Annotated in this window: 21 protein-coding genes and 4 tRNA genes; 15 read left to right on the top strand and 10 right to left on the bottom strand. The window is 70.3% G+C overall.

The window, feature by feature from the left end:
• Nucleotides 1-315 precede the first annotated feature (315 nt).
• The 6 genes from ABZ444_RS49635 to ABZ444_RS49610 all read left to right on the top strand — a co-directional run bounded on the left by ABZ444_RS49635 (nucleotide 316) and on the right by ABZ444_RS49610 (nucleotide 5,282).
• Nucleotides 316-645, top strand: coding sequence for a hypothetical protein (locus ABZ444_RS49635; protein ID WP_358011935.1), 330 nt, complete (start codon nucleotides 316-318; stop codon nucleotides 643-645).
• A gap of 557 nt (nucleotides 646-1,202) precedes the next feature.
• Nucleotides 1,203-1,478, top strand: coding sequence for a hypothetical protein (locus tag ABZ444_RS49630; protein ID WP_358011933.1), 276 nt, complete (start codon nucleotides 1,203-1,205; stop codon nucleotides 1,476-1,478).
• A 164-nt stretch (nucleotides 1,479-1,642) separates the two neighbouring features.
• Nucleotides 1,643-1,993: a pentapeptide repeat-containing protein gene (locus ABZ444_RS49625; protein WP_358011930.1), complete on the top strand. Its 351-nt coding sequence runs from the start codon at nucleotides 1,643-1,645 to the stop codon at nucleotides 1,991-1,993.
• Nucleotides 1,994-2,544: 551 nt separating this feature from the next.
• Complete coding sequence (locus tag ABZ444_RS49620) at nucleotides 2,545-3,663, top strand: hypothetical protein (RefSeq protein ID WP_358011928.1); 1,119 nt, start codon at nucleotides 2,545-2,547, stop codon at nucleotides 3,661-3,663.
• A gap of 574 nt (nucleotides 3,664-4,237) precedes the next feature.
• The gene (locus ABZ444_RS49615) at nucleotides 4,238-4,666 is read left to right on the top strand and encodes a calmodulin-binding protein (RefSeq protein ID WP_358011925.1); all 429 of its coding nucleotides are present in this window, start codon (nucleotides 4,238-4,240) and stop codon (nucleotides 4,664-4,666) included.
• A gap of 385 nt (nucleotides 4,667-5,051) precedes the next feature.
• Nucleotides 5,052-5,282: a hypothetical protein gene (locus ABZ444_RS49610; protein ID WP_358011923.1), complete on the top strand. Its 231-nt coding sequence runs from the start codon at nucleotides 5,052-5,054 to the stop codon at nucleotides 5,280-5,282.
• A 78-nt stretch (nucleotides 5,283-5,360) separates the two neighbouring features.
• On the opposite strand, the gene ABZ444_RS49605 is transcribed toward ABZ444_RS49610, so the two are convergent.
• Nucleotides 5,361-5,436: transfer RNA gene (locus ABZ444_RS49605), tRNA-Lys, on the bottom strand.
• Nucleotides 5,437-5,485: 49 nt separating this feature from the next.
• Nucleotides 5,486-6,640, bottom strand: coding sequence for an acyl-CoA dehydrogenase family protein (locus ABZ444_RS49600; RefSeq protein ID WP_358011921.1), 1,155 nt, complete (start codon nucleotides 6,638-6,640; stop codon nucleotides 5,486-5,488).
• 91 nt (nucleotides 6,641-6,731) lie between these two features.
• On the opposite strand from ABZ444_RS49600, the gene ABZ444_RS49595 reads away from it, so the two are divergent.
• The gene (locus tag ABZ444_RS49595) at nucleotides 6,732-7,025 is read left to right on the top strand and encodes a PspC domain-containing protein (protein WP_357983549.1); all 294 of its coding nucleotides are present in this window, start codon (nucleotides 6,732-6,734) and stop codon (nucleotides 7,023-7,025) included.
• On the opposite strand, the gene ABZ444_RS49590 is transcribed toward ABZ444_RS49595, so the two are convergent.
• Nucleotides 7,026-8,312, bottom strand: a complete 1,287-nt coding sequence (locus ABZ444_RS49590) for an MFS transporter (RefSeq protein ID WP_358011918.1) — start codon at nucleotides 8,310-8,312, stop codon at nucleotides 7,026-7,028.
• Between the two features lie 109 nt (nucleotides 8,313-8,421).
• Nucleotides 8,422-8,763 (bottom strand): metallopeptidase family protein, encoded by a 342-nt coding sequence (locus ABZ444_RS49585; RefSeq protein WP_358011916.1) that lies wholly within the window; start codon nucleotides 8,761-8,763, stop codon nucleotides 8,422-8,424.
• 96 nt (nucleotides 8,764-8,859) lie between these two features.
• On the opposite strand from ABZ444_RS49585, the gene ABZ444_RS49580 reads away from it, so the two are divergent.
• From ABZ444_RS49580 to ABZ444_RS49555, 6 genes are all read left to right on the top strand, one after another.
• Nucleotides 8,860-10,365 carry a metallophosphoesterase gene (locus tag ABZ444_RS49580; RefSeq protein ID WP_358011913.1) on the top strand — a complete coding sequence of 502 codons (1,506 nt, stop codon included), beginning with the start codon at nucleotides 8,860-8,862 and terminating at the stop codon, nucleotides 10,363-10,365.
• Nucleotides 10,366-10,438: transfer RNA gene (locus ABZ444_RS49575), tRNA-Glu, on the top strand. It begins immediately after the preceding gene.
• A gap of 100 nt (nucleotides 10,439-10,538) precedes the next feature.
• Nucleotides 10,539-10,613 (top strand) — tRNA-Asp (locus ABZ444_RS49570).
• A gap of 5 nt (nucleotides 10,614-10,618) precedes the next feature.
• Nucleotides 10,619-10,695, top strand: a tRNA-Phe gene (locus tag ABZ444_RS49565).
• Between the two features lie 3 nt (nucleotides 10,696-10,698).
• The gene (locus ABZ444_RS49560; RefSeq protein ID WP_358011911.1) at nucleotides 10,699-11,121 is read left to right on the top strand and encodes a hypothetical protein; all 423 of its coding nucleotides are present in this window, start codon (nucleotides 10,699-10,701) and stop codon (nucleotides 11,119-11,121) included.
• 135 nt (nucleotides 11,122-11,256) lie between these two features.
• Entirely contained in the window at nucleotides 11,257-11,469 is a 213-nt protein-coding gene (locus ABZ444_RS49555; RefSeq protein WP_358011909.1) for a hypothetical protein, read from the top strand.
• A gap of 209 nt (nucleotides 11,470-11,678) precedes the next feature.
• Here ABZ444_RS49555 and ABZ444_RS49550 read toward each other — a convergent pair whose 3' ends face one another.
• Nucleotides 11,679-12,515 (bottom strand): isocitrate lyase/phosphoenolpyruvate mutase family protein, encoded by an 837-nt coding sequence (locus tag ABZ444_RS49550; RefSeq protein WP_358011906.1) that lies wholly within the window; start codon nucleotides 12,513-12,515, stop codon nucleotides 11,679-11,681.
• Between the two features lie 177 nt (nucleotides 12,516-12,692).
• Here ABZ444_RS49550 and ABZ444_RS49545 point away from each other — a divergent pair, with 177 nt between their 5' ends.
• The gene (locus tag ABZ444_RS49545) at nucleotides 12,693-13,676 is read left to right on the top strand and encodes a DUF5937 family protein (protein WP_358011903.1); all 984 of its coding nucleotides are present in this window, start codon (nucleotides 12,693-12,695) and stop codon (nucleotides 13,674-13,676) included.
• 184 nt (nucleotides 13,677-13,860) lie between these two features.
• On the top strand, nucleotides 13,861-15,789 hold the full coding sequence (locus ABZ444_RS49540) for a protein kinase (RefSeq protein ID WP_358011901.1): 1,929 nt from the start codon (nucleotides 13,861-13,863) through the stop codon (nucleotides 15,787-15,789).
• Between the two features lie 131 nt (nucleotides 15,790-15,920).
• Here the strand turns inward: ABZ444_RS49540 and ABZ444_RS49535 are convergent, their stop codons facing one another.
• The 5 genes from ABZ444_RS49535 to ABZ444_RS49515 all read right to left on the bottom strand — a co-directional run bounded on the left by ABZ444_RS49535 (nucleotide 15,921) and on the right by ABZ444_RS49515 (nucleotide 21,343).
• Nucleotides 15,921-17,963 carry a cellulose binding domain-containing protein gene (locus tag ABZ444_RS49535; protein WP_358011898.1) on the bottom strand — a complete coding sequence of 681 codons (2,043 nt, stop codon included), beginning with the start codon at nucleotides 17,961-17,963 and terminating at the stop codon, nucleotides 15,921-15,923.
• 124 nt (nucleotides 17,964-18,087) lie between these two features.
• Nucleotides 18,088-18,714 carry a response regulator transcription factor gene (locus ABZ444_RS49530; protein ID WP_358011896.1) on the bottom strand — a complete coding sequence of 209 codons (627 nt, stop codon included), beginning with the start codon at nucleotides 18,712-18,714 and terminating at the stop codon, nucleotides 18,088-18,090.
• Nucleotides 18,715-18,717: 3 nt separating this feature from the next.
• Complete coding sequence (locus tag ABZ444_RS49525) at nucleotides 18,718-19,908, bottom strand: sensor histidine kinase (RefSeq protein WP_358011893.1); 1,191 nt, start codon at nucleotides 19,906-19,908, stop codon at nucleotides 18,718-18,720.
• The gene (locus ABZ444_RS49520) at nucleotides 19,905-20,630 is read right to left on the bottom strand and encodes an ABC transporter permease (protein WP_358011890.1); all 726 of its coding nucleotides are present in this window, start codon (nucleotides 20,628-20,630) and stop codon (nucleotides 19,905-19,907) included. Before ABZ444_RS49520 ends, ABZ444_RS49525 begins: the two co-directional genes overlap by 4 nt.
• Nucleotides 20,627-21,343, bottom strand: a complete 717-nt coding sequence (locus tag ABZ444_RS49515; protein WP_358011888.1) for an ABC transporter ATP-binding protein — start codon at nucleotides 21,341-21,343, stop codon at nucleotides 20,627-20,629. Before ABZ444_RS49515 ends, ABZ444_RS49520 begins: the two co-directional genes overlap by 4 nt.
• Nucleotides 21,344-21,483: the final 140 nt, after the last annotated feature.

The following is a 21,483-nucleotide window of genomic DNA, read 5'->3' as shown; positions in this document are numbered from 1 at the left end:
GCAACCCGCTACGACAAACTCGCAGTCCGCTACGAAGCCGTCATCGTCATCGCCGCGATCAACCAGTGGCTCAACGCCTTATGAAACAGGACCTAAGCCATTCCAGGAACCGGGCAGAACCGGAAATTCTTAGTGGTCAAGGGCTACCGGGCGGCTGGGGCCACGCTCGGGAGGAGGACGCCGTCACCGACCCGGACGAGGAGTACGACCCGGCCGAGGACAGAAAGGCCTGATGCCCTCATGGCGCGCCACATCCACACCGACCCTGCGACAGTGGCCGGTGACACAGGCACTGACGCGACACGGAGGTCAGCGATGAACGCCACGCCGATCAACCTCACCGCGGGGCAGCACAAGCTCCTGATGCGCATCCGGGACCGCACGGTGATCACTGGCGACGTGAACACCTTGTGGGGCGACCTGACAAAGCGCGCGGTCTTCGCCCGGCTGGCAGAACTGGGGCTGATTCGCGACGAGCGGGACGATCTCGCGAACGGATACCGCTGGCACATCACCGACGCGGGCCGGGCAGTGCTCGACCAGATCGCGGAAGCCAAGCGTGCGGGCCGGCCTGCCCGGACGGGATCGGCGACCACCACCGGCACACCCCGCCCTCCTGCCGCCCACTCCCGGTCTACCGGATAGGCGTCGACTGGGGATACCTGCGCGGCCAGCACGTGACCCTGGTCGGGACCAGCCACACCATCACTGGATACGTCCTGCCGGACCAGCCGGCCCTCGCCCCCCCCGCGCCTACTAGGCCCTCCGCTCGGGTTCGTGCGATGAGCCCCAAAGTAGTGGCGTTGCCTCAGGTCAAAGAGGTCCGATGAGGAGCTGACTCACACCTCGTAACGGGGTGCCGCCAGGACCGGAATCGCCTACGCGGATCTTTTCCGGCGCTCTTCCCGCCCGTCCGCCCCTCCTCCCGAGCTGCGACCGCCGCGTTCGATGTGGTGGTGGGCTCTTCCTGCGGCGCTGCTGGTCGGGGGCCGCGGTCTGGGGCGTCAGCGCCTGGCTGTTGCAGGATCTGGGCACGCTGCCCGTTCCCGAGCAGGTCTCCGCCCGGATCGAGGCCGTTCGTACCGCGCTGGCGGCCGGTGCCGGCGTCGGCGCCGCGATGACGCTGCTGCTGGCCGTGCGCCGCCAGCGGCACCAGGAGCTGGCCGCCGCGCACACCACGCACGACGCCCGCCGAACGCCGGGTGACCGAGCTCTACACCAAGGCCGCCGAGCAGCTCGGCAACGCCCAGGCCCCGGTCCGGCTGGCCGGCCTGTACGCACTGGAGCGCCTGGCCCAGGACACCCCGGTGCTGCGGCAGACGATCGTGGACGTGATCTGCTCCTACCTGCGCATGCCCTACACGCCGCCGGCGGACGGGGCCGATCCGGCCGGATCCGCTGTGCCTCGCGCCACCCTCGCCGGCGTCTCCGCCCGGCGACAGGCCGCGATCCGCAGGAGGAACGCCAGGTTCGCCTGACCGCCCAGCGCATCCTGACCGCCCACCTGTACTACCACGACTCCTCTGCCCCACGCCCCCGGTGGCCCTCCCGCCACCCCGACCGCGACCCGCGCCACTGGCCAGACGTCCAGCTCGACCTCACCGGCGCCGTCCTCATCGACTTCGACCTCCGCACCTGCCGCATGGGCACGGCTGAGTTCGGCGGGGCGACCTTCTCCGGCACCGCCTGGTTCGACGGGGCGACCTTCTCCGGCACCGCCTGGTTCGACGGGGCGACCTTCTCCGGCACCGCCTGGTTCGACGGGGCGACCTTCTCCGGCGACGCCCGGTTCGACGAGGCGTCAGGGCTGGAGACGGCCGAGTTGACCGGTGTGCGGGTCGCGCCGGTGGCTGCGTACGTGCGGCGGGTGTGGCCGCCATGCTGGCGGGTGGAGGTGACGGCGGATGGCTGGCAGACGCTACGCGTGGTGGCGGCGGGGGGACGGCGGCGGTCAGGCGGCGGACGGAGAAGCGGGGCCGGCCGGTTGACATAAGGGCCGATATTGAGCACCACGACCTGGTAAAACGTGCTGCTGATTGTTTATCGAGCCCCGACTTGTCCCGTCATGTTCGAGCCGAAAGCAGCTGTCGCATCGCCCCTCGGGTTCACCCTCGCTAAGAACCTTCGTCGAGAGCGTCCCCGAGTTCCGCATCGGATGCGCGAACCTCGCGTCCGATGCGAACCCGAGACGGCCGCCAGCCCAACTCAAACCTGCCCAAAGAGTGAGTCGCCGAAGGCCAGAGCCATATCCGTTGGATTTTCCGCCATTACTACCGGGACCCCCAGCAGGCATGCTTCGTCACCGACGCCAAACGAGGCCAGCACGCCGACCTGGAACTACACATGAGGTTGTTGACGCCGGAGGCTGACGGGCGATTCCGCGTGTACTCTGGTGCCGTGCTTTGGCAGCAGCGATTTCGTGACCCCCGGCCGGGATATGGCCGCGGGGTCATCGACGGGCGCCTTTAGCGCACGGTCTCCGCAGGCACGGCCGGGGGAAGTTCTCATTCTCACCAGCCTGCACTTCATTTCGGAGGCCTTCTCATGTCGCATGCCGACTATCTGACTTCTGACCAGCTCTCTCGCGCGCTGAACATGCGTGACCTCACCGATCCCGTCCAAGGCGGGCATGCCATTCAGGTCCTCCTGGACGCCGTCGTGACCGCCCTGCGGTCCGAGTGGCGCAACACGGTTCGCTACGTGCGCAACTCACCGATCGTTCCGGTGCGTGAGAACTACGACCGCCTCGGTTACGACCCGGACGATGTCACACGTGCCCGCCGGTACACCCGATACATCGGCCCGACGGTGATGCTCCGCAGCCACACGAGCGCGGACCTTCCGACCGCGCTGGAAGAATACGCGGGCCGCAGCAACGTCGATGAGTTGATCGTGGCCCCTGGCCTCGTCTACCGGCGTGACGTGGTGGATCGCAGCCACGTGGGTGAGCCGCATCAGGTGGATCTCTGGCGCATTCGCAGCACCCCGGACACCGACGACAGCGAGATGCCCACGATGATCGGCCGCTTGGTAGACGCGGTGCTCCCGGGCGCGCAGTGGACCGTAACCGATGTCAGCCACCCTTATACGGTCGGCGGGCAGCAGATCGACGTGCTCCACAACGGCGAATGGCTCGAGCTGGCGGAGTGTGGGCGCATCCATCCCGACGTGCTACGCGGATCGGGCCTCGACCCCGAGCAGTGGTCTGGTCTCGCGCTCGGCATGGGGCTCGAGCGCGCCCTGATGCTGCGAAAGGGCATCCCCGACATCAGGTACCTCAAAGCGGAAGACCCGCGCATCGCCTCCCAGATGCTCACCCTTGCGCCGTGGCAGCACATCTCACCGCTGCCCGCGTCTCGGCGTGACATCTCCGTGGTCGTGGCCGCAGAGGAAGACGAGGAGACACTGGGCGATCGCATCCGCCTTGCGCTTGGAGACGACGCGGCCGTCATCGAATCCGTTGAAGTGCTCAGCCGCACGGCACACGAAGAGCTCCCGGAGGCTGCACGTTCTCGCCTCGGCACCAACGCGGGCCAGGTCAATCTCCTGCTGAGGATCGTCCTGCGCCCCATCGAGCGCACACTCACCTCGGATCAGGCCAACGCGATCCGCAACGCGATCTACCAGGCCGTACACGAAGGACCAGTGATGGAGCTGATTTGAGCACGGAAGAAGCAACCGTCATAGCCTCACGCGCACACCGACCATCGGCAACCGCAACACCGCCAAGGCGTACGCGATCACGCTGCGTGCCCTGACCGCCGAGTTCGACGCCGACGCGTCGCTGATGGAGCTGGAGGGCGAGGCCGGGTGGCGAGCACATCGAGCGCTCCCTGATTCTTGACCTGGCTCTGGCCCTGTTAGAGGACCGGCGCCGCGACATCGTCCGCAAGACCAAGGATGGCCTGGAGGCGGCCCGCCGCCGCGGCCGGGTCGGCGGCCGCCGACCCGTGGTCGACGACGACAAGCGCGCCGCGATCCTCGCCCGCCAGCCCGGGGAATCCATCCGGCACCATCGCCGCCGGAGTCGGCGTCTCGGTCGGCGTCGTCCACAAACCCTCGCAGCTGCTGAGGGCGCCCCCGCTGACCAGTAGCCCCCGACTCCCTGAGGCCATCCGCCGATCGAACCCGGGTAGGGCGGTGTCACTGTGACGTCAGGTGCTGTTCCTCGTTACCGTGTGATTACTTAGCGTAGAAGATTGCAACGCTCAGTAATCGCTCAAGGTGAAGGGACCCCATGCGTAGTCTCCTGGCCAAGATTCTCACCGCCTTCGTCGCCATCGCGGCGCTCGGCGTCGTCGCCCCCACACCCGCCCAGGCAGCAGACACGGCCTATTTCGAGATGACCGACATCACCCGCGAGCGGTTCATCGTCAAGCTCACCAACCCCGCGAAGATCCAGCACGCCCGCGACCTGCTGAACGGTGACACCACAGACCGACCGCACGTCATCGGCCGCATCCTCAAGCGCCAGGCCGACTACAACCCGCAGTGGAGCTACCACCTCAACGGCGACACCGTCGACTTCTTCGACGTCGCGATCGAGGTCTGCGACGCCACCATCCCCTACATCGAGGACCACCTGGACGAGGCCGGCGGCGCCTTCCTCCCGGGGCTGGTCTGGTGCGGCTGGAGCACCCGGCTCGTACGCGAAGTCACCGCATAGCTTTGTGCCAGGCCCGCTGACGTCGTCAGCCATCGCGCCCCCGGGAGAACTGCTCCCGGGGGCGTTCGCGTGCACAGGACGCCACCCGTGCCGCATGGCGGGTCGGCGGCCGCCCGGTCAAGGTCATCGGCGACGTGCTCGCCCCGCCATCGTCGGCCTGCTGGAGAACCCCCGATCGCCGCTGGCCCTCCCGGAGGAAGGGGGGTCTTACTGCTACGGCAGTGACTCTCCCACCTCATACAACTACTGTCTGCATGTATTCAATTACAACTAGTTGCAATCATGGAGGGTCATGCGTCTCCCCCTGCGGCGCAGTACTCGCGCTGGCACTACTAGTCCCTCTCGCCGGCACCGGGCCCGCCAGGCGCAAGCGACCCGCCACGCCGTGCCCCCGACCCTGCGGCGAGCAGCCGTCGCCGACCTGACCGTCGCCACCGAGAACCGGGAAGGCTACAAGCGCACCAGCTTCAAGCACTGGGCCGACGCCGACGGCGATTCGTGCAACGCCCGCCAGGAAGTCCTCATCGCCGAGGCCATCGACCCTCCCGAGGCCGACCCGAGATGCGCCCTTGCCGGCGGCGTCTGGTGTGCCGGACGCGTCCCGAAGAGCATGTGACGAGCATGAACTCGGTCATCTTCGCCCCCAAGAGGCAGGCGATGATCGAGAAAGCCCAGGTCAGGTAGGGGTATTGGGTGGTAGGGCGCCCGGGGCTCGAACCCGGAACCTACGGATTAAAAGTCCGCAGCTCTGCCAATTGAGCTAACGCCCCTCGCACGAGCAAGGGTACAGAGATTACCGCCCCGCCCGCGACGCCTCCATCACCGGTAAGCGGGCAGCCCCGTCAGAGCCTCCCCCAGCACCAGTGTGTGAATCTCCTGGGTCCCCTCGTACGTCAGCACAGACTCCAGATTGTTCATGTGCCTGATCACAGGGTACTCCAGGGTGATCCCGTTTCCCCCCAGGACGGAACGGGCCTGCCGGGCGATGTCCAGGGCGGCCCGTACGTTGGCCAGCTTGCCGAAGCTGATCTGTCGGGGCTCCAGCCGTCCCTCGTCCTTCAGGGCGCCCAGGTGCAGGGCCGTGAGCTGGGCCTGGGCGGCGCCGACGTACATCCAGGCCAGTTTCTCCTGGGTGAGCTGGAACGCGCCGATCGGCTTGTCGAACTGGACGCGGGTCTTCGCGTAGTCCACCGCCGACTCCAGGCAGGCGCGGGCGGCCCCGACGACCCCCCACAGGATGCCGAAGCGGGCCTCGGACAGGCACGACAGCGGGCCCTTGAGGCCGGTGACGTCGGGAAGCACGGCGGAGGCGGGCAGGCGGAGGTCGTCGAAGTACAGGGACGAGGTGACCGAGGCCCTGAGTGACAGCTTCTTGTGGATCTCAGGGGCGGAGAAGCCCGGGGTGGAGGTGGGGACGACGAAGCCGCGGACGCCCTCGTCCGTCTGCGCCCACACCACGGCGACGTCGGCGATCGAGCCGTTGGTGATCCACATCTTGGAGCCGTTGAGCACCCAGTCGGAGCCGTCCCGCTTGGCGTACGTGCGCATGTTGGCGGGGTCGGACCCGTGGTCCGGCTCGGTCAGGCCGAAGCAGCCGATCGCCGTGCCGGCCGCCATGCGCGGCAGCCATTCCTCCTTCTGCTCCTCGGAGCCGTACCGCCAGATGGGGAACATCGCCAGCGAGCCCTGCACCGACACGAACGAGCGCAGGCCGGAGTCGCCCGCCTCCAGCTCGCGGCAGGCCACGCCGTAGGAGGTCGCGTCGGTGCCGGCGCACCCGTAGCCCTCCAGGTGCATCCCCAGCAGGCCGAGCGAGCCGAGCTCCGGCGCGAGCTCGCGCGCGGGGAAGACGGCCTCCTCGAACCAGTCGCCCACGTGCGGAAGGACGCGGTCGGAGACGAAGGACCTGACCGTGTCGCGGATCAGCCGCTGGTCGCCGTTGAGGCGGTCGTCGAGGCGCAGCAGATCGTCCATGGCGGGTCCTCTCCTCGCGTAAGGGGTTACCAGGGTTCTACCAGGGACAATCCTGATGTGCTAACACCGGCCCCAGGGGCAGTCTTGAGACATGAACGAATACAGCGAGCACAACGTCAAGAAGCTTCGCCGCACCAACAAGGGCCGGATCGTCGCGGGCGTCTGCTCGGGCATCGGTGAGTACGTCGGCATCGACGCGAACCTGATCAGGGTCGCCCTCGCCATCGCCACCCTGTTCGGCGGGGTCGGCGTCGGCGTGTACGCGATCGGCTGGCTCCTGCTGCCGGACGAGGAGCGGGACACCTCGATCGTCCAGGACCTGATCAGCAAGCAGCAGCAGCGGAACGCCACCGACTGGACCGGCGAGCACAAGCCGCAGCAGTGATCAGGCCGGCGCCCGGGCGGGCAGCTCCTGGGCATCACGGTCGTCCCGGGACTCGGTCCACATCAGGGCGAGCACGGCCGCCGCGATCACTCCGGTGATGCCGGAGAGCGCGACCACCAGCTCAGGACCGAGTCTCTCCGCCGCGAACCCGCCGACCAGGATCCCGACCCCCTGCACGGCCATCAACCCCGACTGCACCAGCCCGAACGCCTGGCCGCGCCGCTCCGGCGGCACATTCTGGACGAACGCCGCGTTCGCCGCGAGCTGGTACGCCCCACCGACCCCTGACAGAACCCACGCGGCCAGCACCACCGCGAGCGGCGGCCGGAGCGCCGTCACGGCCAGGGGCGCGCAGCTCAGCATGGCCATCCACCCCATCAGCCGCAGCCGCCGCGCCGGGGTCACGAACCTGCTGAACAGGAACGCGCCCACCACCGTGCCCGTCGGCATCGCGGCCATCAGCAGACCGGTGATCACGGGCACCGACAACGACCCCGTGGCGAGTTCGGCGGCATAGGGCACGGCGATGCCCTCAGGAAGGATGTAGAAGCCGCACAGCCACGCGAACAGGACAAGCGTTCGCAACCTGCGCGAGCCGAAGACGAGTTGGGCTCCCGCCCTGGTCATCGCCCACATGGACGGCTTCGCGCCGTCCTGGCCGGCGGCCGGCCGCGGGCGTACCCCGGAGACCAGGATCAGGGCCGAGGCGAGGAATGTGGCCGCGTCGAGCGCGAGCGCCCGGTAGGGGCCGAGGGTGGCGATCATCGCTCCGCCCGCAGCGAAACCCAGCATCTGTACGGCCTGGTTCGTCATGTTCTGCAACGCCGAGCCGACGACGTACCGGTCGCCTTCGAGCACCTCGGGCAGCAGCGCCGCGCGCGCCGCCGAGAACGGGGCGCTGAGCAGCACCACGAAGAACACCAGCACGCACAACGCCCAGAACGGCATCACCGGCAGCGCCATCACACCGACCAGGACCGCCCGGACGACGTCGCAGGTCATCATGACGCCCCGGCGCGCGAACCGGTCGGCCAGCCCAGCCAGCAGCGGCCCCCCGACGATCGACGGAAGGTACGTCAGCGCGTAGACGGCCGCGGTGGCCAGGGGCGACCCGGTGCGGGAGTAGACGAGGACGGCGAGCGCCACCTGCGCGAGCTGGTCACCGAGGAGGGAGAGGCCCTGGCCGTACCAGAGCGCCCGGAACTCCCGGATGGCGATGACCTCGCCGTAGGTGGCCTGGTCTGTCTCGGCACGGCGATGCCGTCCCGGCGGCCTACCTGCCTGCATGGCCCCCATTGGACTCCGCTGTGCCTGACTCACCGTGTTCGCTATGTGACCTAAGGTGCCCGATCATGAGGCAAGGCGCAACCCAAAGAAGTCAACGGGCTGCAAAGGGTCACCAGCCCAGTTCGTGAAGTCTGTCATCGCTGATCCCGAAATGGTGTCCCACCTCATGGACAACGGTGATGCGCACCTCGTTAACGACTTCCTCTTCTGTCTTGCATATCTGACATATGGGATTGCGGTAGATCTCGATCCGGTCGGGCAGGACACCTGAGTACCAGTCGCCGCGCTCCGTGAGGGGGACACCGGTGTACAGGCCGAGCAGGTGGGGCTCTGGCGGATCATCGACGACCGTGACGACGACGTTGCTCATGACGCGGGTGAGCTCGGCGGGGATCGTGTCCAAAGCCTCGGCCACGAGTTCCTCGAACTTCTCCGGCGAAACCTCGATCACGCATGCCATTCTGCCCTGTCGGTCAGGTATGCAAGAAACTGTATGAAGTTCGCTGACAGCTCGAAAGCAGTCATTCGGTCACGTGCAACGAGGGCCGTGGCGGTACTCCTGGTGGCCGCTGTCGGCGCGTGGCTGGGCATCTTCCTGAGCGGCACCGTGCACGCCCAGGTCGGCCCGGTCGAGACGGGCATGTCGCTCAGGCCCGCCTGGAACGGCGAGACGGTCGTCGACGCCAGCCCCCTCGGCACGCTGACCTTCCAGACCCACGACGCCCCGCTCAGACTCCGCATCACCCTGGAGAACATCGACCAGGAGCGCGCCAAGGCGCTCATCGAGGACCCCAAACTGGCCGACCGCCTGCCGGGCCTCATCGAGAGCGACCTCCTGGACGGTGTGCGCGCCCTGGCGATCCGCAGCATGCTCTGTGCCGGGGCGGGGGCCCTGATCGCCGTCCTGATGGTCTACAGGCGCCCCAGGACGGCTCTGGTGGGGCTTCTGGCGGCCTCTGTGGGCCTCGCGGCCACCGGGGCCCTCGCCGCCCTCACGTTCCGCCCCAACTCGCTCGTGGAGCCGCGCTACTCGGGTCTGGTCGCCGCGGCACCGTCGCTCGTGGGCAGCGCGGAGTCGATCGTGACGAAGTTCGAGTCGTACCGGTCGCAGCTCACCAAACTCGTCACGAACGTCTCCAAGCTGTACGACACCGTCTCGACCCTGCCGCTGTACGACGCCGACCCCAATTCCATCCGGGTCCTGCACGTCTCGGACATCCACATCAACCCCATCGCCTGGAACGTCATCCGCTCGCTCAAGGACCAGTTCGCCGTCGACATGATCATCGACACCGGCGACATCTCGGACCACGGGACCAAACCGGAGAACAAGTTCGTCGACGAGATCAGCCGCCTCGGGGTGCCGTACGTGTACGTACGGGGCAACCACGACTCGATGATCACCCAGAAGGCGGTCGAGAGGCAGAAGAACGCCGTGGTCCTGGACGACAGGGTGGAGAAGGTCGCCGGCCTGCGCATCTACGGCCTGGGCGACCCCCGGTTCACCCCCGACAAGTCGGTGGCCGTCGACTCGGACCCGGACGCGCTCCAACAATTCGCCCGCTCACGCGTGCCCAACGTGGACAAGGCGGACGTGGTGGCCGTCCACGACCCCGTCGTCGGACGCGGCTTCAGCGGGGCCGCGCCCATGATCCTGGCCGGTCACACGCATGACCGGTCGACGTCCATGCTGCCGTCCGGCTCCCGCATGCTCGTCCAGGGCTCGACCGGCGGCGCCGGCCTGCGGGCGCTCGAACACGCCCAGCCCACCCCCGTTCAGGCCTCCGTCCTGTACTTCGACCGGGAGACACGCCGCCTGCGTGCCTGGGACGACATCACGCTGGGCGGCCTGGGGGAGCAGTCGGTGTACATCCAGCGTCACGTGGAGGCCGACCCACAACGTATGATTTCTCCGGAGCCAACGAACGCCCCGTCGCCAACGGGAACGGTCACCGGCACCGCGTCACCGACCGCCGGTCAGCCACTTTGGCATCAAGGGCAATCGTCCCCTATGCTTCAGAGGTCTCCGACGGAAGGCGACAGGGAATCCTGAGCCCCCATCGTCTAGCGGCCTAGGACACCGCCCTTTCAAGGCGGCGGCACGGGTTCGAATCCCGTTGGGGGCACTTGCGAGTGCTTGGCGCACCGCGAACCGGCTGGTCGAAAGGCCACCGGAGAGCTGGTAAGCTAAGCAAGCGCAAACAGAAAGAAACGCAAGAAACGCAAGGTCCTGTAGAGCAGTTTGGAGTGCTCGCCACCCTGTCAAGGTGGAGGTCGCGGGTTCAAGTCCCGTCAGGACCGCTCTGGGTCAGGTAGCTCAGTTGGTACGAGCGTCCGCCTGAAAAGCGGAAGGTCGGCAGTTCGACCCTGCCCCTGACCACCAGCTTTGAACAGCAAGAAAGCCCCGAAGCGATTATCGCTCCGGGGCATTTTTGTGTCCGCTGACAGCAACGTGGTCGGACGGTTCCGTGTTTTCGGATTTCAGGATCCGAGCGTGTCTGAATACAGGTGGCCCGACGAGGGGCCCGGATTCGTCGAGCGGGTACGCCATGCCTGGACCGCGACACGTCAAGCTCTGCCGGTCGGGACCCGAGTGACGGGCACGGTCGTCGGACGACGACCTTTCGGCGTGTTCCTGCGTCTCACCGGTGTTCCTGACGCGATCGGGCTCGCGGAGATCATCGGGATGCCTGCCGACTACGAGCTTCCCGAGATCGGCGCCGTGGTCGAAGGCAAGGTCATCGGGCATGCCGAGCACAACCATCAGGTGAGAATCGGAATGGTCGGACACCGAGACGTCCTGGGGTGAGGACTCCGGGACGCCGCGAGGACGGGCGTGCTCCAGGGCAGGGCGTCACCGAGCTTGCCGAAACCCTGCGCGGGCGTCGAGGTCCAGTCCGTCCACACCGTTCGCCTTGTCGTATGGCGTCGCTACGGTTCGGTCGTGGATGGCGATCTCAGGAATGGCCTCATCTGGTGGTCCACGCGCCGCGCCACCGTTGGACTGGTCGTGCGTGACGGCGTCGTGGTCGAGTCTGCCCCGTACGCCCGGAGATGGGCGCAGGGACGCGACGCCCGCGAGATCTACCGCAAGGGGGCGTCGCAGAAGGGCGTGACTCTCGCATGGGTGCCGGCGACGGAGGCCGAGCAGATGTGAGAGATCCAAGGATCGTGAGCCTTCTATTCCACTTGAGGGAACTCGACCCTGGTGATTGTGCCGGTCAGTGGGGCGTGCGGCGGTTGGAGGCCCAGCGCGCCGATGACGGTGTCACCGGGTTTGCCGGCCGGCGGTGTGCCGCCGCGTGCCGCGTTACCAACGGCTCGGGGCATTGGCGTAGCGGTAGCCGGGGCTCGGCTGTCGGGGGGTCAAGGGTGGAAGAGGGTGTTCAGGGTGCTGAAGTCCAGGGAGTCGGTCAAGGAGTCGTAGGTGCCGGTGGTGAGGAGTTCGGTGGCGGCCTTGCGGGCGGCGGTGTAGGCGGTCTGGGCGAGCGCGGTGCCGAGGCTGATCCGGCGGACGCCGGCCTGGGTGAGTTCGGCGGTCGTGGGGCCGCCGGCGACGGCCATCGCGTTGACCGGGAGCGGGGACTCGGCGCACAGGGTGGCCAGCGCGTCGAGGTCGAGGAGGCCGGGGACGAAGATGCCGTCGGCGCCTGCCTCGGCGTACGCCGCCGTGCGCTTGAGCACCTCGTCCAGGCGGCCGGCGGAGGGGCCGATGGCGAAGAGGAAGACGTCGGTGCGGGCGTTGACGAACAGTCCGGGCAGGCCCGCCGCGGCCGCCGCCTGCCGGGCCGCGCGGAGCCTGGCGGTCTGGTCGGCGAGGTCGAACAGCGGGCCGCCGACGGCCTGCGAGTCCTCCAGGTTGACGCCCACCGCGCCGGCTGCGGCCACCGCCCGGACGGTGTCCGCGACGTCCTCGGGGGTGGGGCCGTAGCCGCCCTCGATGTCGACCGTCACGGGGAGGTCCACGGTGTTCACGATGCGCTGGGCGGCGTGCAGCATCTCGTCGCGGGTGAGGTGCTGGCCGTCGCCGCGGCCCAGGGACCAGGAGACGCCGCCGCTGGTCGTGGCGATGGCTGTGGCGCCGGCCGCGGCGGTCACGGCGGCGCTGGCGGCGTCCCAGGCGTTGGGGAGGATCAGTACGGAGTCGGCGCTGAGCCTGCGGAACAGGTCCGCCTTCCTCGCCGTCGTGTCGGTCGCCGGCACGTCAGAGGAGGGAGAAGCGGAGGGGGAGTTGTCCACAGACATGTGGGTGACCGCCTTCGGGGTGTTCGGAGTCCGGCACCATGGCTCGGTGGGTGCCTGGTCCGGGATGTTGCCGGGCCGTGAGGTAGGCGTCCATTGATTAAGCTCTGACCGAATCGTGGACGCTCGGGAGGCGGTATGAAGGCGCGGCTGGCCTTTTCGGTGAACGATCTGGCCGAGACCCGGTTCGCCGTCTCGTCCATGTGGGAGGTCGTCACGAGTTGCCGGGCGCTGGCCGCGGCCACGGTGCCCGATCCTCATCGTGGGTGGGCCGAGCAGGTGCGTCCCCGGGTGGCGGCGGCGGGGCTCGATCGTGGCTGGCTGGCCGACATGGTGGCGCCCGTCGGCCATTTCCCGGACTTCCTCAATCCGACGACCGCGTCCCACGAGCTGCCCGACGAGCTGGCGGCCATCGAGGCCACCGATCCCGAGCAGGTACGACGAGACCTCGACCTGTTGTCCGCCGAGCGGGACGGCCGGTTGCCGCCCCGGTTGCGGAACCTGCACCGCAACCCCCGGGCGTACCTGCCCAAGGTCGTCGCGGAGATCGAGACCTACTGGGAGCTCGCGATCGCGCCCTACTGGGCACGGATCCGGTCGGTGCTGGACGCGGACGTCTTCCACCGGGGCCGCCAGGTGGCCGAGCACGGTACGGCGCGGACGCTCGACCAGCTCCACCACACCGTGCGCTGGGACAGCGGCGGTCTCCAGCTGGCACAGCGGCACTGTGCGATCACCAGGATCGAGACCGGCGCGGGGCTGCTTCTCGTGCCGTCGGTCTTCGCGTGGCCGCGGGTGCTGACGCGGTCCGTCGCGTCGGAGCCGCCGCAGCTCGCCTACCCGGCGCGTGGCATCGGCGCGTTGTGGGAGTCGCGGCGGCATGCGCCCATGGACGCGCTCGCCGCCGTGATCGGCCGTTCCCGGGCGTTGATCCTGGCCGAACTCGACTCGCCGGCCTCGACCACCGAGCTCGCCGAGCGGTCGGGGATGTCCGCGGCGGGGGTGTCGCAGCATCTCACGGCGCTGCGGGCCGCCGGGCTGACCAGCACTCACCGGGCGGGCCGCACGGTGTTCTACGCCCGCACGGGTCTCGCGGACGCCCTGCTCACGGCTCAGGTGTGAGCTGGAGCGGAGCCTTTGAGGGGCTCTGGTGGGGTTGAGGGTGGGGCCTTCGAAGGGGCACTGGCGGGGGTAAGGGTGGGGTCTGGTCAGCTGGGGCGTGCTGTGAGGCCGCGGAGGCGTTGATCTGTTTTGTCTCGATCATCCTGACTATTGTGATCCCCACTGTTCGGGGGGAAGGCGGGCGATGGACGAGGGTGGGGCCGAGGCGTTCCTGGGCAGCCGGTACGTGCTGCTCGACGAGATCGGCGCCGGGGCGATGGGGACCGTCTGGCGGGCACGGCACCGGGAGACCGGCGAGATCGTGGCGGTCAAGCTGTTGCGCAGCAACCTCGCCGGTGACCAGGACCTGGTGCTGCGGTTCGTGCAGGAACGCAACGTGTTGCGGACCCTTCGCCATCCCCACATCGTCACGATGCGCGACTTCGTCATCGAGGGGGAGCGGCTCGCGCTGGTGATGGACCTCGTCGAGGGCGGGGATCTGCGCGGCCTGCTCCAGCAGCACGGCACGCTGCCGCCGGCCATGGCCGCCGAGCTGATGGCCCAGGTCGCCGAGGCGCTGGCGGCGGCGCACGCGACGGGCGTCGTCCACCGGGACGTCAAGCCGGGGAACGTGCTGATCGACGGGCCCACGGGGCAGGTCCGGCTGACGGACTTCGGGGTCGCCCGGATCGTCCTCGGGCCGGGGCTGACGCAGACCACGTCGATCATCGGCACGCCCACGTACCTGTCGCCCGAGGTGGCCGACGGCGGCGCCCCCACGCCGGCGGTGGACGTCTATGCGGCCGGTCTGATCCTCTACGAGCTGCTGGCCGGGCGTCCGCCGTTCGTGGGTGAGCATCCGATGGCCCTGCTCCGGCAGCATGCGATGGCCATGCCGCGGCGGTTGCCCGGGATGCCCGACGCCCTGTGGTCGATGATCGCGGCCTGCACGGCGAAGGATCCGGCGGGGCGTCCGGCGGCCGGGCAGGTAGCGGTGGCGCTGCGGGAGGCGGCGCCGGTGGTGGCGGGGCTGGCAGCCTTGCCGCGGGTCGGCCGGGCGGACGCCCCGTCCGCGACGTCCGAGCCGCTGCCGGGGCCGCCGCCAGGTTCTTCGCCGGCCGCCGCCGCTGGGCCGCCCGGTGAGCCCGTTGGGGGCCCTGCGCCGCGCGCGGCCTCTGGGGAGGTCGCCGGGGCGGGGGCGGCCTCGGGCGTCGCCGGTGGGGACGGCACGGTTCCTTCCGCGGGGCGGGCCGCGGCCGCCCAGGCCGGCACGGTTCCGCCCGCGGGACGGGCCGCCGCGGGCACTGCGGCTGCCCAGCCGCCCGGACGGTCCCGCCGGCGGCTGGTCGTCATCGCGAGCACCACGACGGCGGTGGCGCTGACCGCGGCGGCGGTGGCCGTCATGGCCCCATGGCGGACGCCGGATGCGGGGGCCGTGAACGACGCGGCCGGGCTCTCGGTGTCCAGGTCGCCCGATGCGGTCGGCACGTCGACACCCGCCGAGTCCGGGACGGCGAAGCAGACCCCTGTCCCGTCGGAGGCGGACGAGGAGACGTCCGGCATCGAGGACGAACCGCTCAAGTCGTCGGCGAAGAAGACACCGAAGGAGTCGGTCCGCACGCCGGGCACGGCCGTCCCGGAACGGACGCCGAGCGCGACGACGGACCCCACGCCGAACCGTACCGCCGACCCCCGCCGGACGTCGGCGGGCCGGAAGACGGAGGCCCCGCACACCGTGGACCCCGAGACCGACGGTGACGGCGCCCCGCCGCGCAGCTCCCAGCCGGACTGGAAATGCCGTTCGTGGATCTCCGCGGGCAACGGCGTGGAGATGTCGCCCTGCATGGCCATGGTGGGGGACGTCTTCTACCTGATGGGACGCGTCCGAGGGGCGAGCTCGGTCCGCTCGGACGTGCACGTCCAGCTCTACAACACCGACGCGGACCGCAACGTCTCCCAGCCCTTCACCTGCTCCGGGGTGTCGCCGCGGAACGACGGCGAGGTCGCCACCTGCGGGCCGTTCACCACCACGGCGCCCGCCATCCGGGCCAAGCACGACGTGCGGCAGCGGTGGCGGCGGACGGGGACGGCGGCGTTCGGCGGCGGCGCCGAGAGCCCCTGGATGTTGTGGTGACGGCCGGACAGGACGGCGCCGAGAGCCCCTGCCTGCCGTGGTGACGGCCGGGCCAGATCTGAAGGGCCTTTGCCGCGCACCCGGCCCGGCTCACGAGTCCGTGGTCCAGGGCCGGGGGGCGGGAGGCCGGGTCACTGTCTGGTGGTGCAGACGGTTCCGTTGAGGGTGAAGACGGTGGGCAGGAGGTTCGGGCCGGCGTAGTTGCCGACGAACCCGATCGTGGTCGAGGCGCCCGTGGCCAGGGAGGCGTTGCCGGGCTCGCTGACGGCCTTGACGGTCGAGCCCGTCTGGGTCCAGGTGGCGCTCCAGCCGCTGCCGAGGCTCTGCCAGGGCCTCGGCCAGCCGAAGCTCAGGGTCCAGCCGTTGACCGGGGCGCCGTTGTTGGTGATCTCGATGGCGCCGACGTAGCCGCTGGCCCAGTCGGTCTGGTCGGTGAATCGGACGGCGCAGGAGCTGGTCGCCGGGGTGCCGGTGGTGAAGGTCAGGGGCGGTGAGGCCCAGGAGACGCCGCCGCCGCTGTCGCGGGCGATCACGTTGACCGTGTAGGTGGTGCCGGGCTTGAGGTTGCCCACCGTGTAGGAGGTGCCGGCGGTCTCGCCGAGCTGCTCGCTGACGGCGCCGTTCTGGCGGTGGAGCTCGTACTTGACGATGGGGCGGGCGCCGGGGGCGGCGGCGGGCCAGGAGACGGCGGCGGTCCGGTCGGTGACGTTCGAGGCCGTCGGGCGGCCGGGCGCGCCGGGGAGGCCGGTCCGGGGCGCGGCGGGACGCACGACGACGGTGGTGAGGGAGAGCGGGGGCAGCGTCTGGCTGGTGGCGGTGCCGGTGGTCGCGGTGGTGATGGCGGTCGCGCCGTTGACGTGGGTCAGTACGGTGGGCGCGCCCGCGGCCGGCGTGAAGCCCGCGTAGTCCACGGCGACCGGGTAGGACGTGTCCGGCGAGGTGTTGATCAGCATGACCGCCAGGTCGCCGTCCGGCCGCCGGACGGCGTGCGCGCTGACCTTCGGCTGGTCGGTCGCCGCCCTGACGAACTGGTCACCGGCCCTGGCGAACACGCTGACCATCCGCAACGCGTGGTACGGCGCGAACGGCGTGTTCAGCGGCGGCTCGCAGACCCCGGAGGAGTCGCAGACCCCGCTGGACAGCAGCCCGAAGTCGCCGTAGTCGGTGTGCCCCTCGACCTCGGTGACGTTGCCGATGCCGTTGTGCACGTTCCACCAGGCGACGGTGAACACGCCGTTCGCCAGCAGGCTCGCGTAGGCGTCGGCGGCGGCCAGGGCGCCGGGCTGGGTGTTCGTGCCGTTGCTGCTGGAGCCGGTGTTGAACTCGGTCATCGCGATGCCGATCCGGTCCGAGCCGGGCCCGGCGTACGCGGCGAGCTGCTGCCGGGTGAGCCGGATCATGTCGGGGACCTGACCGGCCTTGTCCAGGGCGCCGGGGTACCAGTGCAGGATCACGAAGTCGATCTTCGGTCCGGCGAGGGACAGGACGACCTTGTTCCAGCTCCCGTCGTCGCCTTCGGCCGTGATGGCGTCGGGCCAGTTGGCGGGGGTGGTCAGGACCGCGCCGATCTTGATCGTCGGGTCGGCCGCCTTCATGGCGTCGGCGTAGGCGACGACGTGACGGGCGTACTCGGCCGGGCTCTTGTCGGCGTGCTCGTCGGCCTCCCAGGCGCTGCCGTAGTGGCCGTTGCCGTAGTTCTCGTTGCCGATCTCCCAGTACTTGACGCCGTAGCCCTTGGTGACGTTGGCGTGCCGGACCCAGGCGGCGGCCTCCTCGGCGGTGCCGGTGCCGTAGTTGGCGGTCACCATGGCCTGCGCGCCGGTACGCCGTACGCCCCGCATGAAGGTGTCGAAGTCGGTGTTCGGGGCGACGTATCCGCCGGGGGCGGTGTGGTCGGCCCAGTGGTAGATGTCGGAGTAGGAGCCGCCGGGGTAGCGCAGCAGCTTGACGCCGGCGTCCTTGAGGAGGTCGGCGGTCTGGTCGGTGCCGAGGTTCGCGTCCCAGATCGCATGGTTGGAACCGATGCCGGTCTCGGGGGCGGTGGCCAGGGCGGCGCGGGCGTTGACGGTCACCGTGACGGGGGTGACGTCGTCGGCGTGCGCCGGGGGAGCGATCAGCGCGGTGAGGGTCAGGAGGGCCGCGGTGGCGGCCCTGGGCAGGATCTTGCCAGGCATCGGGGTACCTCGCCGTGGGTAGCGGTATGGCTCGACGCCCCCTCCTGACCAGGAGGCAAGCATGATCATGCGACGTGGGGTCCGGCCCGTCAACCGGCGCTGAAACTTTCACGGCCCCGTCCGGTCAGGCGGGCTTGAGCAGGCCCCTGTCGTACGCCGCCGCGACGGCCGCCGCCCGGTCGTTGACCTCCAGCTTGGCGAAGACGTGCAGCAGGTGGGTCTTCACGGTGGCCTCGGTGACGAACAACTTCCTGGCCACCTCGCGGTTGGTCGCGCCGCGGGCGATGAGGCCGAGCACTTCGAGCTCTCGCGGGCTCAGCGCGCGCTGCTCCGGGGGGTGCGCGTGCCGCGTCAGCACCCCGGCCACGGCCGGCGACAGCACGCTCTCGCCGCGGGCCGCGGCCAGCACGGCCCGGCGCAGCTCGGCGCGTGGCGTGTCCTTGAGCAGGTAGCCGGTGGCGCCCTGCTCGATCGCGGGCACCACGTCGGCGTCGTCGCCGAAGGTGGTCAGCACGAGCACGTGCGTGCCGGGACACTGCTCGCGCAGCAGGCGGATGAGCTCGGCGCCGCTCGGCCCCGGCATGCGCAGGTCGAGGAGGACGAGGTCGGGGGCGGTGCGCAGGGCCACCGCGAGCGCCTCGGCGCCGTCGGCCGCCTCGCCGACCACCTCGAAGCCGTCGGTCTCGAAGATGCCGCGCAGCCCGTCGCGGACCACAGGGTGGTCGTCGACGATGATCAGGCGTACCGGCATGGCTCACGTTCCCGGGTCGGCGGGGATGGCCGGAACGGTAGCGGAGATCGCCGTGCCCTGGCCAGGGGCGCTCTCGACGGCGAGGCTGCCGGCCAGGCGGGTGACCCGCTGCCGCATCGCCACCAGCCCGAAGCCGCCGCCCGAGCCGCCGCCTGAGCCGCTGCCCGGCCCCGGGGTGAAGCCGGACCCGTCGTCGCGGACGTCGAGCGCCACCACGTCCTCCATGTACGACAGCGTGATCCCCACCTGCGAGGCCCGCGCGTGCTTGCCCACGTTGGCCAGCGCCTCCTGGGCCACCCGCAGCAACGTGCTCTCCACCTCGGTGTGCAGCGGCCGGGCGTCGCCCGTGACCGACACCGTGACCGACACCTCGCAGGCTCGCGACCAGGCCGCCGCCACCTCCGACAGGGCGGTCCCGAGCTGCGCCGCCGTCGCCAGCGGCGCCGGGCGCAGCGCCTGGACCGAGCGGCGGGCCTCGGTCAGGCTCTCCCTGGCCAGCTCCCGTACGGTCGCCAGCCGCGCGCGCACCGCGGGCGTCGCTCCGGCGGCCTCGTCGGCGGCCTCCAGCTGGGTGAGGATGCCGGTCAGTCCCTGGGCCACGGTGTCGTGGATCTCCCTGGCCAATCGTTGCCGCTCGCCCAGCACGCCCGCCTCGCGGGCCTGGACCAGGAGCCGGGCCTGGAGGTCGGCGTTCTCCTCGGCGAGCGCGGCCAGCCTGGCGCTCTTCTCCTTGAGCTGCGCGTTCTGCTCGGAGACGGTCTGGAAGACCAGCCCGGTCATGGACGCGACCAGCACCCCGACCACGAAGGAGGCCAGCAGCTCGACCGGGGTGCGACCGGCCGGCGGACGGGCGGCGACCAGCGTCCCGACCGTCACCGCGACCCCGGCGTACGGCCACAACCCCGGCAGCAGCGCGAAGCACTGGACGAACACCCCCACCCCGGTCACGGTGAAGACCGTGTCGATCCGCACCAGCGCCGCGACCACCGCCAGCAGCACCACGAAGTACCCGGCCACCACCCACGCCCGCGCGCTCCAGCCGGGCCGGAAGGCCACCACGAACCAGTGCCAGGCCGCCGCGAACAGCGCCAGGGCCAGCACCTCGACCCGCCACGCCCGCAGCAGCGAGAACAGCGCGGGAAGCAGCACCAGCAGGTACGGCAGGGCCGCGGTGACCCGCTCCCACCGGCTCACCACCGCAGGGCCCTCACCGCGAGGCCGCCCGCGACGGCGCCGACCGCCACCATGACCCCGAGGGCGAGCGGCGGGAGCGCGCCGGCCGACCAGCCGTCGCGGATCGCCTGGACGGCGGGCGCCATGGGCGTCAGGTCCCCGATCGCCCGCATCGACCCGGACATGGTCTCGCGCGGGATCACCGCGCCGGACAGGAACACCATCGGGAAGAACAGGGCGAGCCCGATCACCGTCGCCGCCCGCCCGCTGGGGGCCAGCGCGCCTAGAAGCAGCCCGACGGCGCCGAGGCTGAGCGCGCCGAGCAGCCAGGCCAGCAGCACGCCGGGCAGGCTCGCGGGGGCGCTCAGCCCGTAGCCGGCCACGCCCAGGACGACCAGCAGCACGCTGCCGAGCACCGCCAGCAGCATGTGCGCGGCCCACTGGGCGCCGCACAGCATGAACGGCGTGGCGGGCGTGGCCCGCAGCCGCTTGAGCACCCGGCGCTCCCGGTACTGGGCCAGCGTGGCCGGCAGGACGACCAGCGCGGCCAGCCCCACGACGAAGACGGTCAGCATCGGCACGGTGGCGTCGACCAGCCGCTCGCCGCCGGGCAGCGGCCGGTCGCCGCCGCGCAGCTTGACCCAGAGCATGACCAGCGGGAAGCCCAGCGCGAAGTACGCCGACATCGGATCTCGCAACCCCAGCCTGAGCTCGACGGCGACGACCCTGGTAAAGCCCTTCATGCCTCGGCCCTCCCGGTCAGCGTGAAGTAGGCGTCCTCCAGGGAGGCGGCCCGCGCCCGGCCGATCAGCTCGCGCGGGCTGCCCTCGGCCACGACCCGGCCGCGGTCGACGACGGCGATCCGGTCGCACAGCGCCTCGGCCTCGTCCATGAAGTGGGTGACCAGGACGACGGTGATCCCGCGGTCGCGCATGGCCCGGATCAGCCCCCAGGTGGTGCGGCGGGCGTCGGGGTCGAGGCCGGTGGTCAGCTCGTCGAGCAGGACCACCTCGGGGTCGCCGACCAGGGCCAGCGCGATGAACAGGCGCTGCTTCCAGCCGCCGGACAGGCCGCCGAAGCGGGCGTCCTTCCTGTCGGTGAGGCCCCATTCGTCCATGATGGCCCGCCAGTCGGCCGGGCGGTCGTACAGGGAGGCGTAGAGCCGCAGGGCCTCGCCGACCTTGATGCCGTCGGGGAGTGCGGCCTCCTGCAACTGGGCGCCGACGCGCTGGAGCAGCGCGCGCCGGTCGCTCTGCGGGTCCAGGCCCAGCACGCGTACGCTGCCGCCGTCGGGACGCCGCAGCCCGGACACGCACTCCACGACCGTGGTCTTCCCGGCGCCGTTGGGCCCGGCGAGCCCGAAGATCTCGCCGCGTTCCACGGTCAGGGAGAGGCCGTCGAGGGCCCGGGTGTGCCGGTAGCTCTTGCGCAGGTCGTCGATCTCGATGACTGTCATGATCCGAGCATCACGTGGGAGCGGCGTCCCGCCCATCCACCGATCGGTGGATGGGGGGGGGGCGGCCCGGGGGGGGGGGACGCCCCGGGCGGCCACTGGTTGGGGAGGTTGTTTTTTGAAAAAAAAAAAATAATTAAGTA

Source organism: Nonomuraea sp. NPDC005730, assembly GCF_040630865.1.
GTDB lineage: Bacteria > Actinomycetota > Actinomycetes > Streptosporangiales > Streptosporangiaceae > Nonomuraea.
Note: the sequence above shows the minus strand (reverse complement) of the source record. Positions and strands in the feature narration are given on the sequence as shown.

What these genes read in the sequence shown, in the direction of transcription:
- ABZ444_RS49635 (WP_358011935.1), top strand. Translation starts at nt 316, where the DNA reads ATGAACGCCACGCCGATCAACCTCACCGCGGGGCAGCACAAGCTCCTG.
- ABZ444_RS49625 (WP_358011930.1), top strand. Translation starts at nt 1,643, where the DNA reads ATGGGCACGGCTGAGTTCGGCGGGGCGACCTTCTCCGGCACCGCCTGG.
- ABZ444_RS49620 (WP_358011928.1), top strand. Translation starts at nt 2,545, where the DNA reads ATGTCGCATGCCGACTATCTGACTTCTGACCAGCTCTCTCGCGCGCTG.
- ABZ444_RS49615 (WP_358011925.1), top strand. Translation starts at nt 4,238, where the DNA reads ATGCGTAGTCTCCTGGCCAAGATTCTCACCGCCTTCGTCGCCATCGCG.
- ABZ444_RS49600 (WP_358011921.1), bottom strand. Translation starts at nt 6,640, where the DNA reads ATGGACGATCTGCTGCGCCTCGACGACCGCCTCAACGGCGACCAGCGG.
- ABZ444_RS49595 (WP_357983549.1), top strand. Translation starts at nt 6,732, where the DNA reads ATGAACGAATACAGCGAGCACAACGTCAAGAAGCTTCGCCGCACCAAC.
- ABZ444_RS49590 (WP_358011918.1), bottom strand. Translation starts at nt 8,312, where the DNA reads ATGCAGGCAGGTAGGCCGCCGGGACGGCATCGCCGTGCCGAGACAGAC.
- ABZ444_RS49545 (WP_358011903.1), top strand. Translation starts at nt 12,693, where the DNA reads ATGAAGGCGCGGCTGGCCTTTTCGGTGAACGATCTGGCCGAGACCCGG.
- ABZ444_RS49540 (WP_358011901.1), top strand. Translation starts at nt 13,861, where the DNA reads ATGGACGAGGGTGGGGCCGAGGCGTTCCTGGGCAGCCGGTACGTGCTG.
- ABZ444_RS49535 (WP_358011898.1), bottom strand. Translation starts at nt 17,963, where the DNA reads ATGCCTGGCAAGATCCTGCCCAGGGCCGCCACCGCGGCCCTCCTGACC.
- ABZ444_RS49530 (WP_358011896.1), bottom strand. Translation starts at nt 18,714, where the DNA reads ATGCCGGTACGCCTGATCATCGTCGACGACCACCCTGTGGTCCGCGAC.
- ABZ444_RS49520 (WP_358011890.1), bottom strand. Translation starts at nt 20,630, where the DNA reads ATGAAGGGCTTTACCAGGGTCGTCGCCGTCGAGCTCAGGCTGGGGTTG.
- ABZ444_RS49515 (WP_358011888.1), bottom strand. Translation starts at nt 21,343, where the DNA reads ATGACAGTCATCGAGATCGACGACCTGCGCAAGAGCTACCGGCACACC.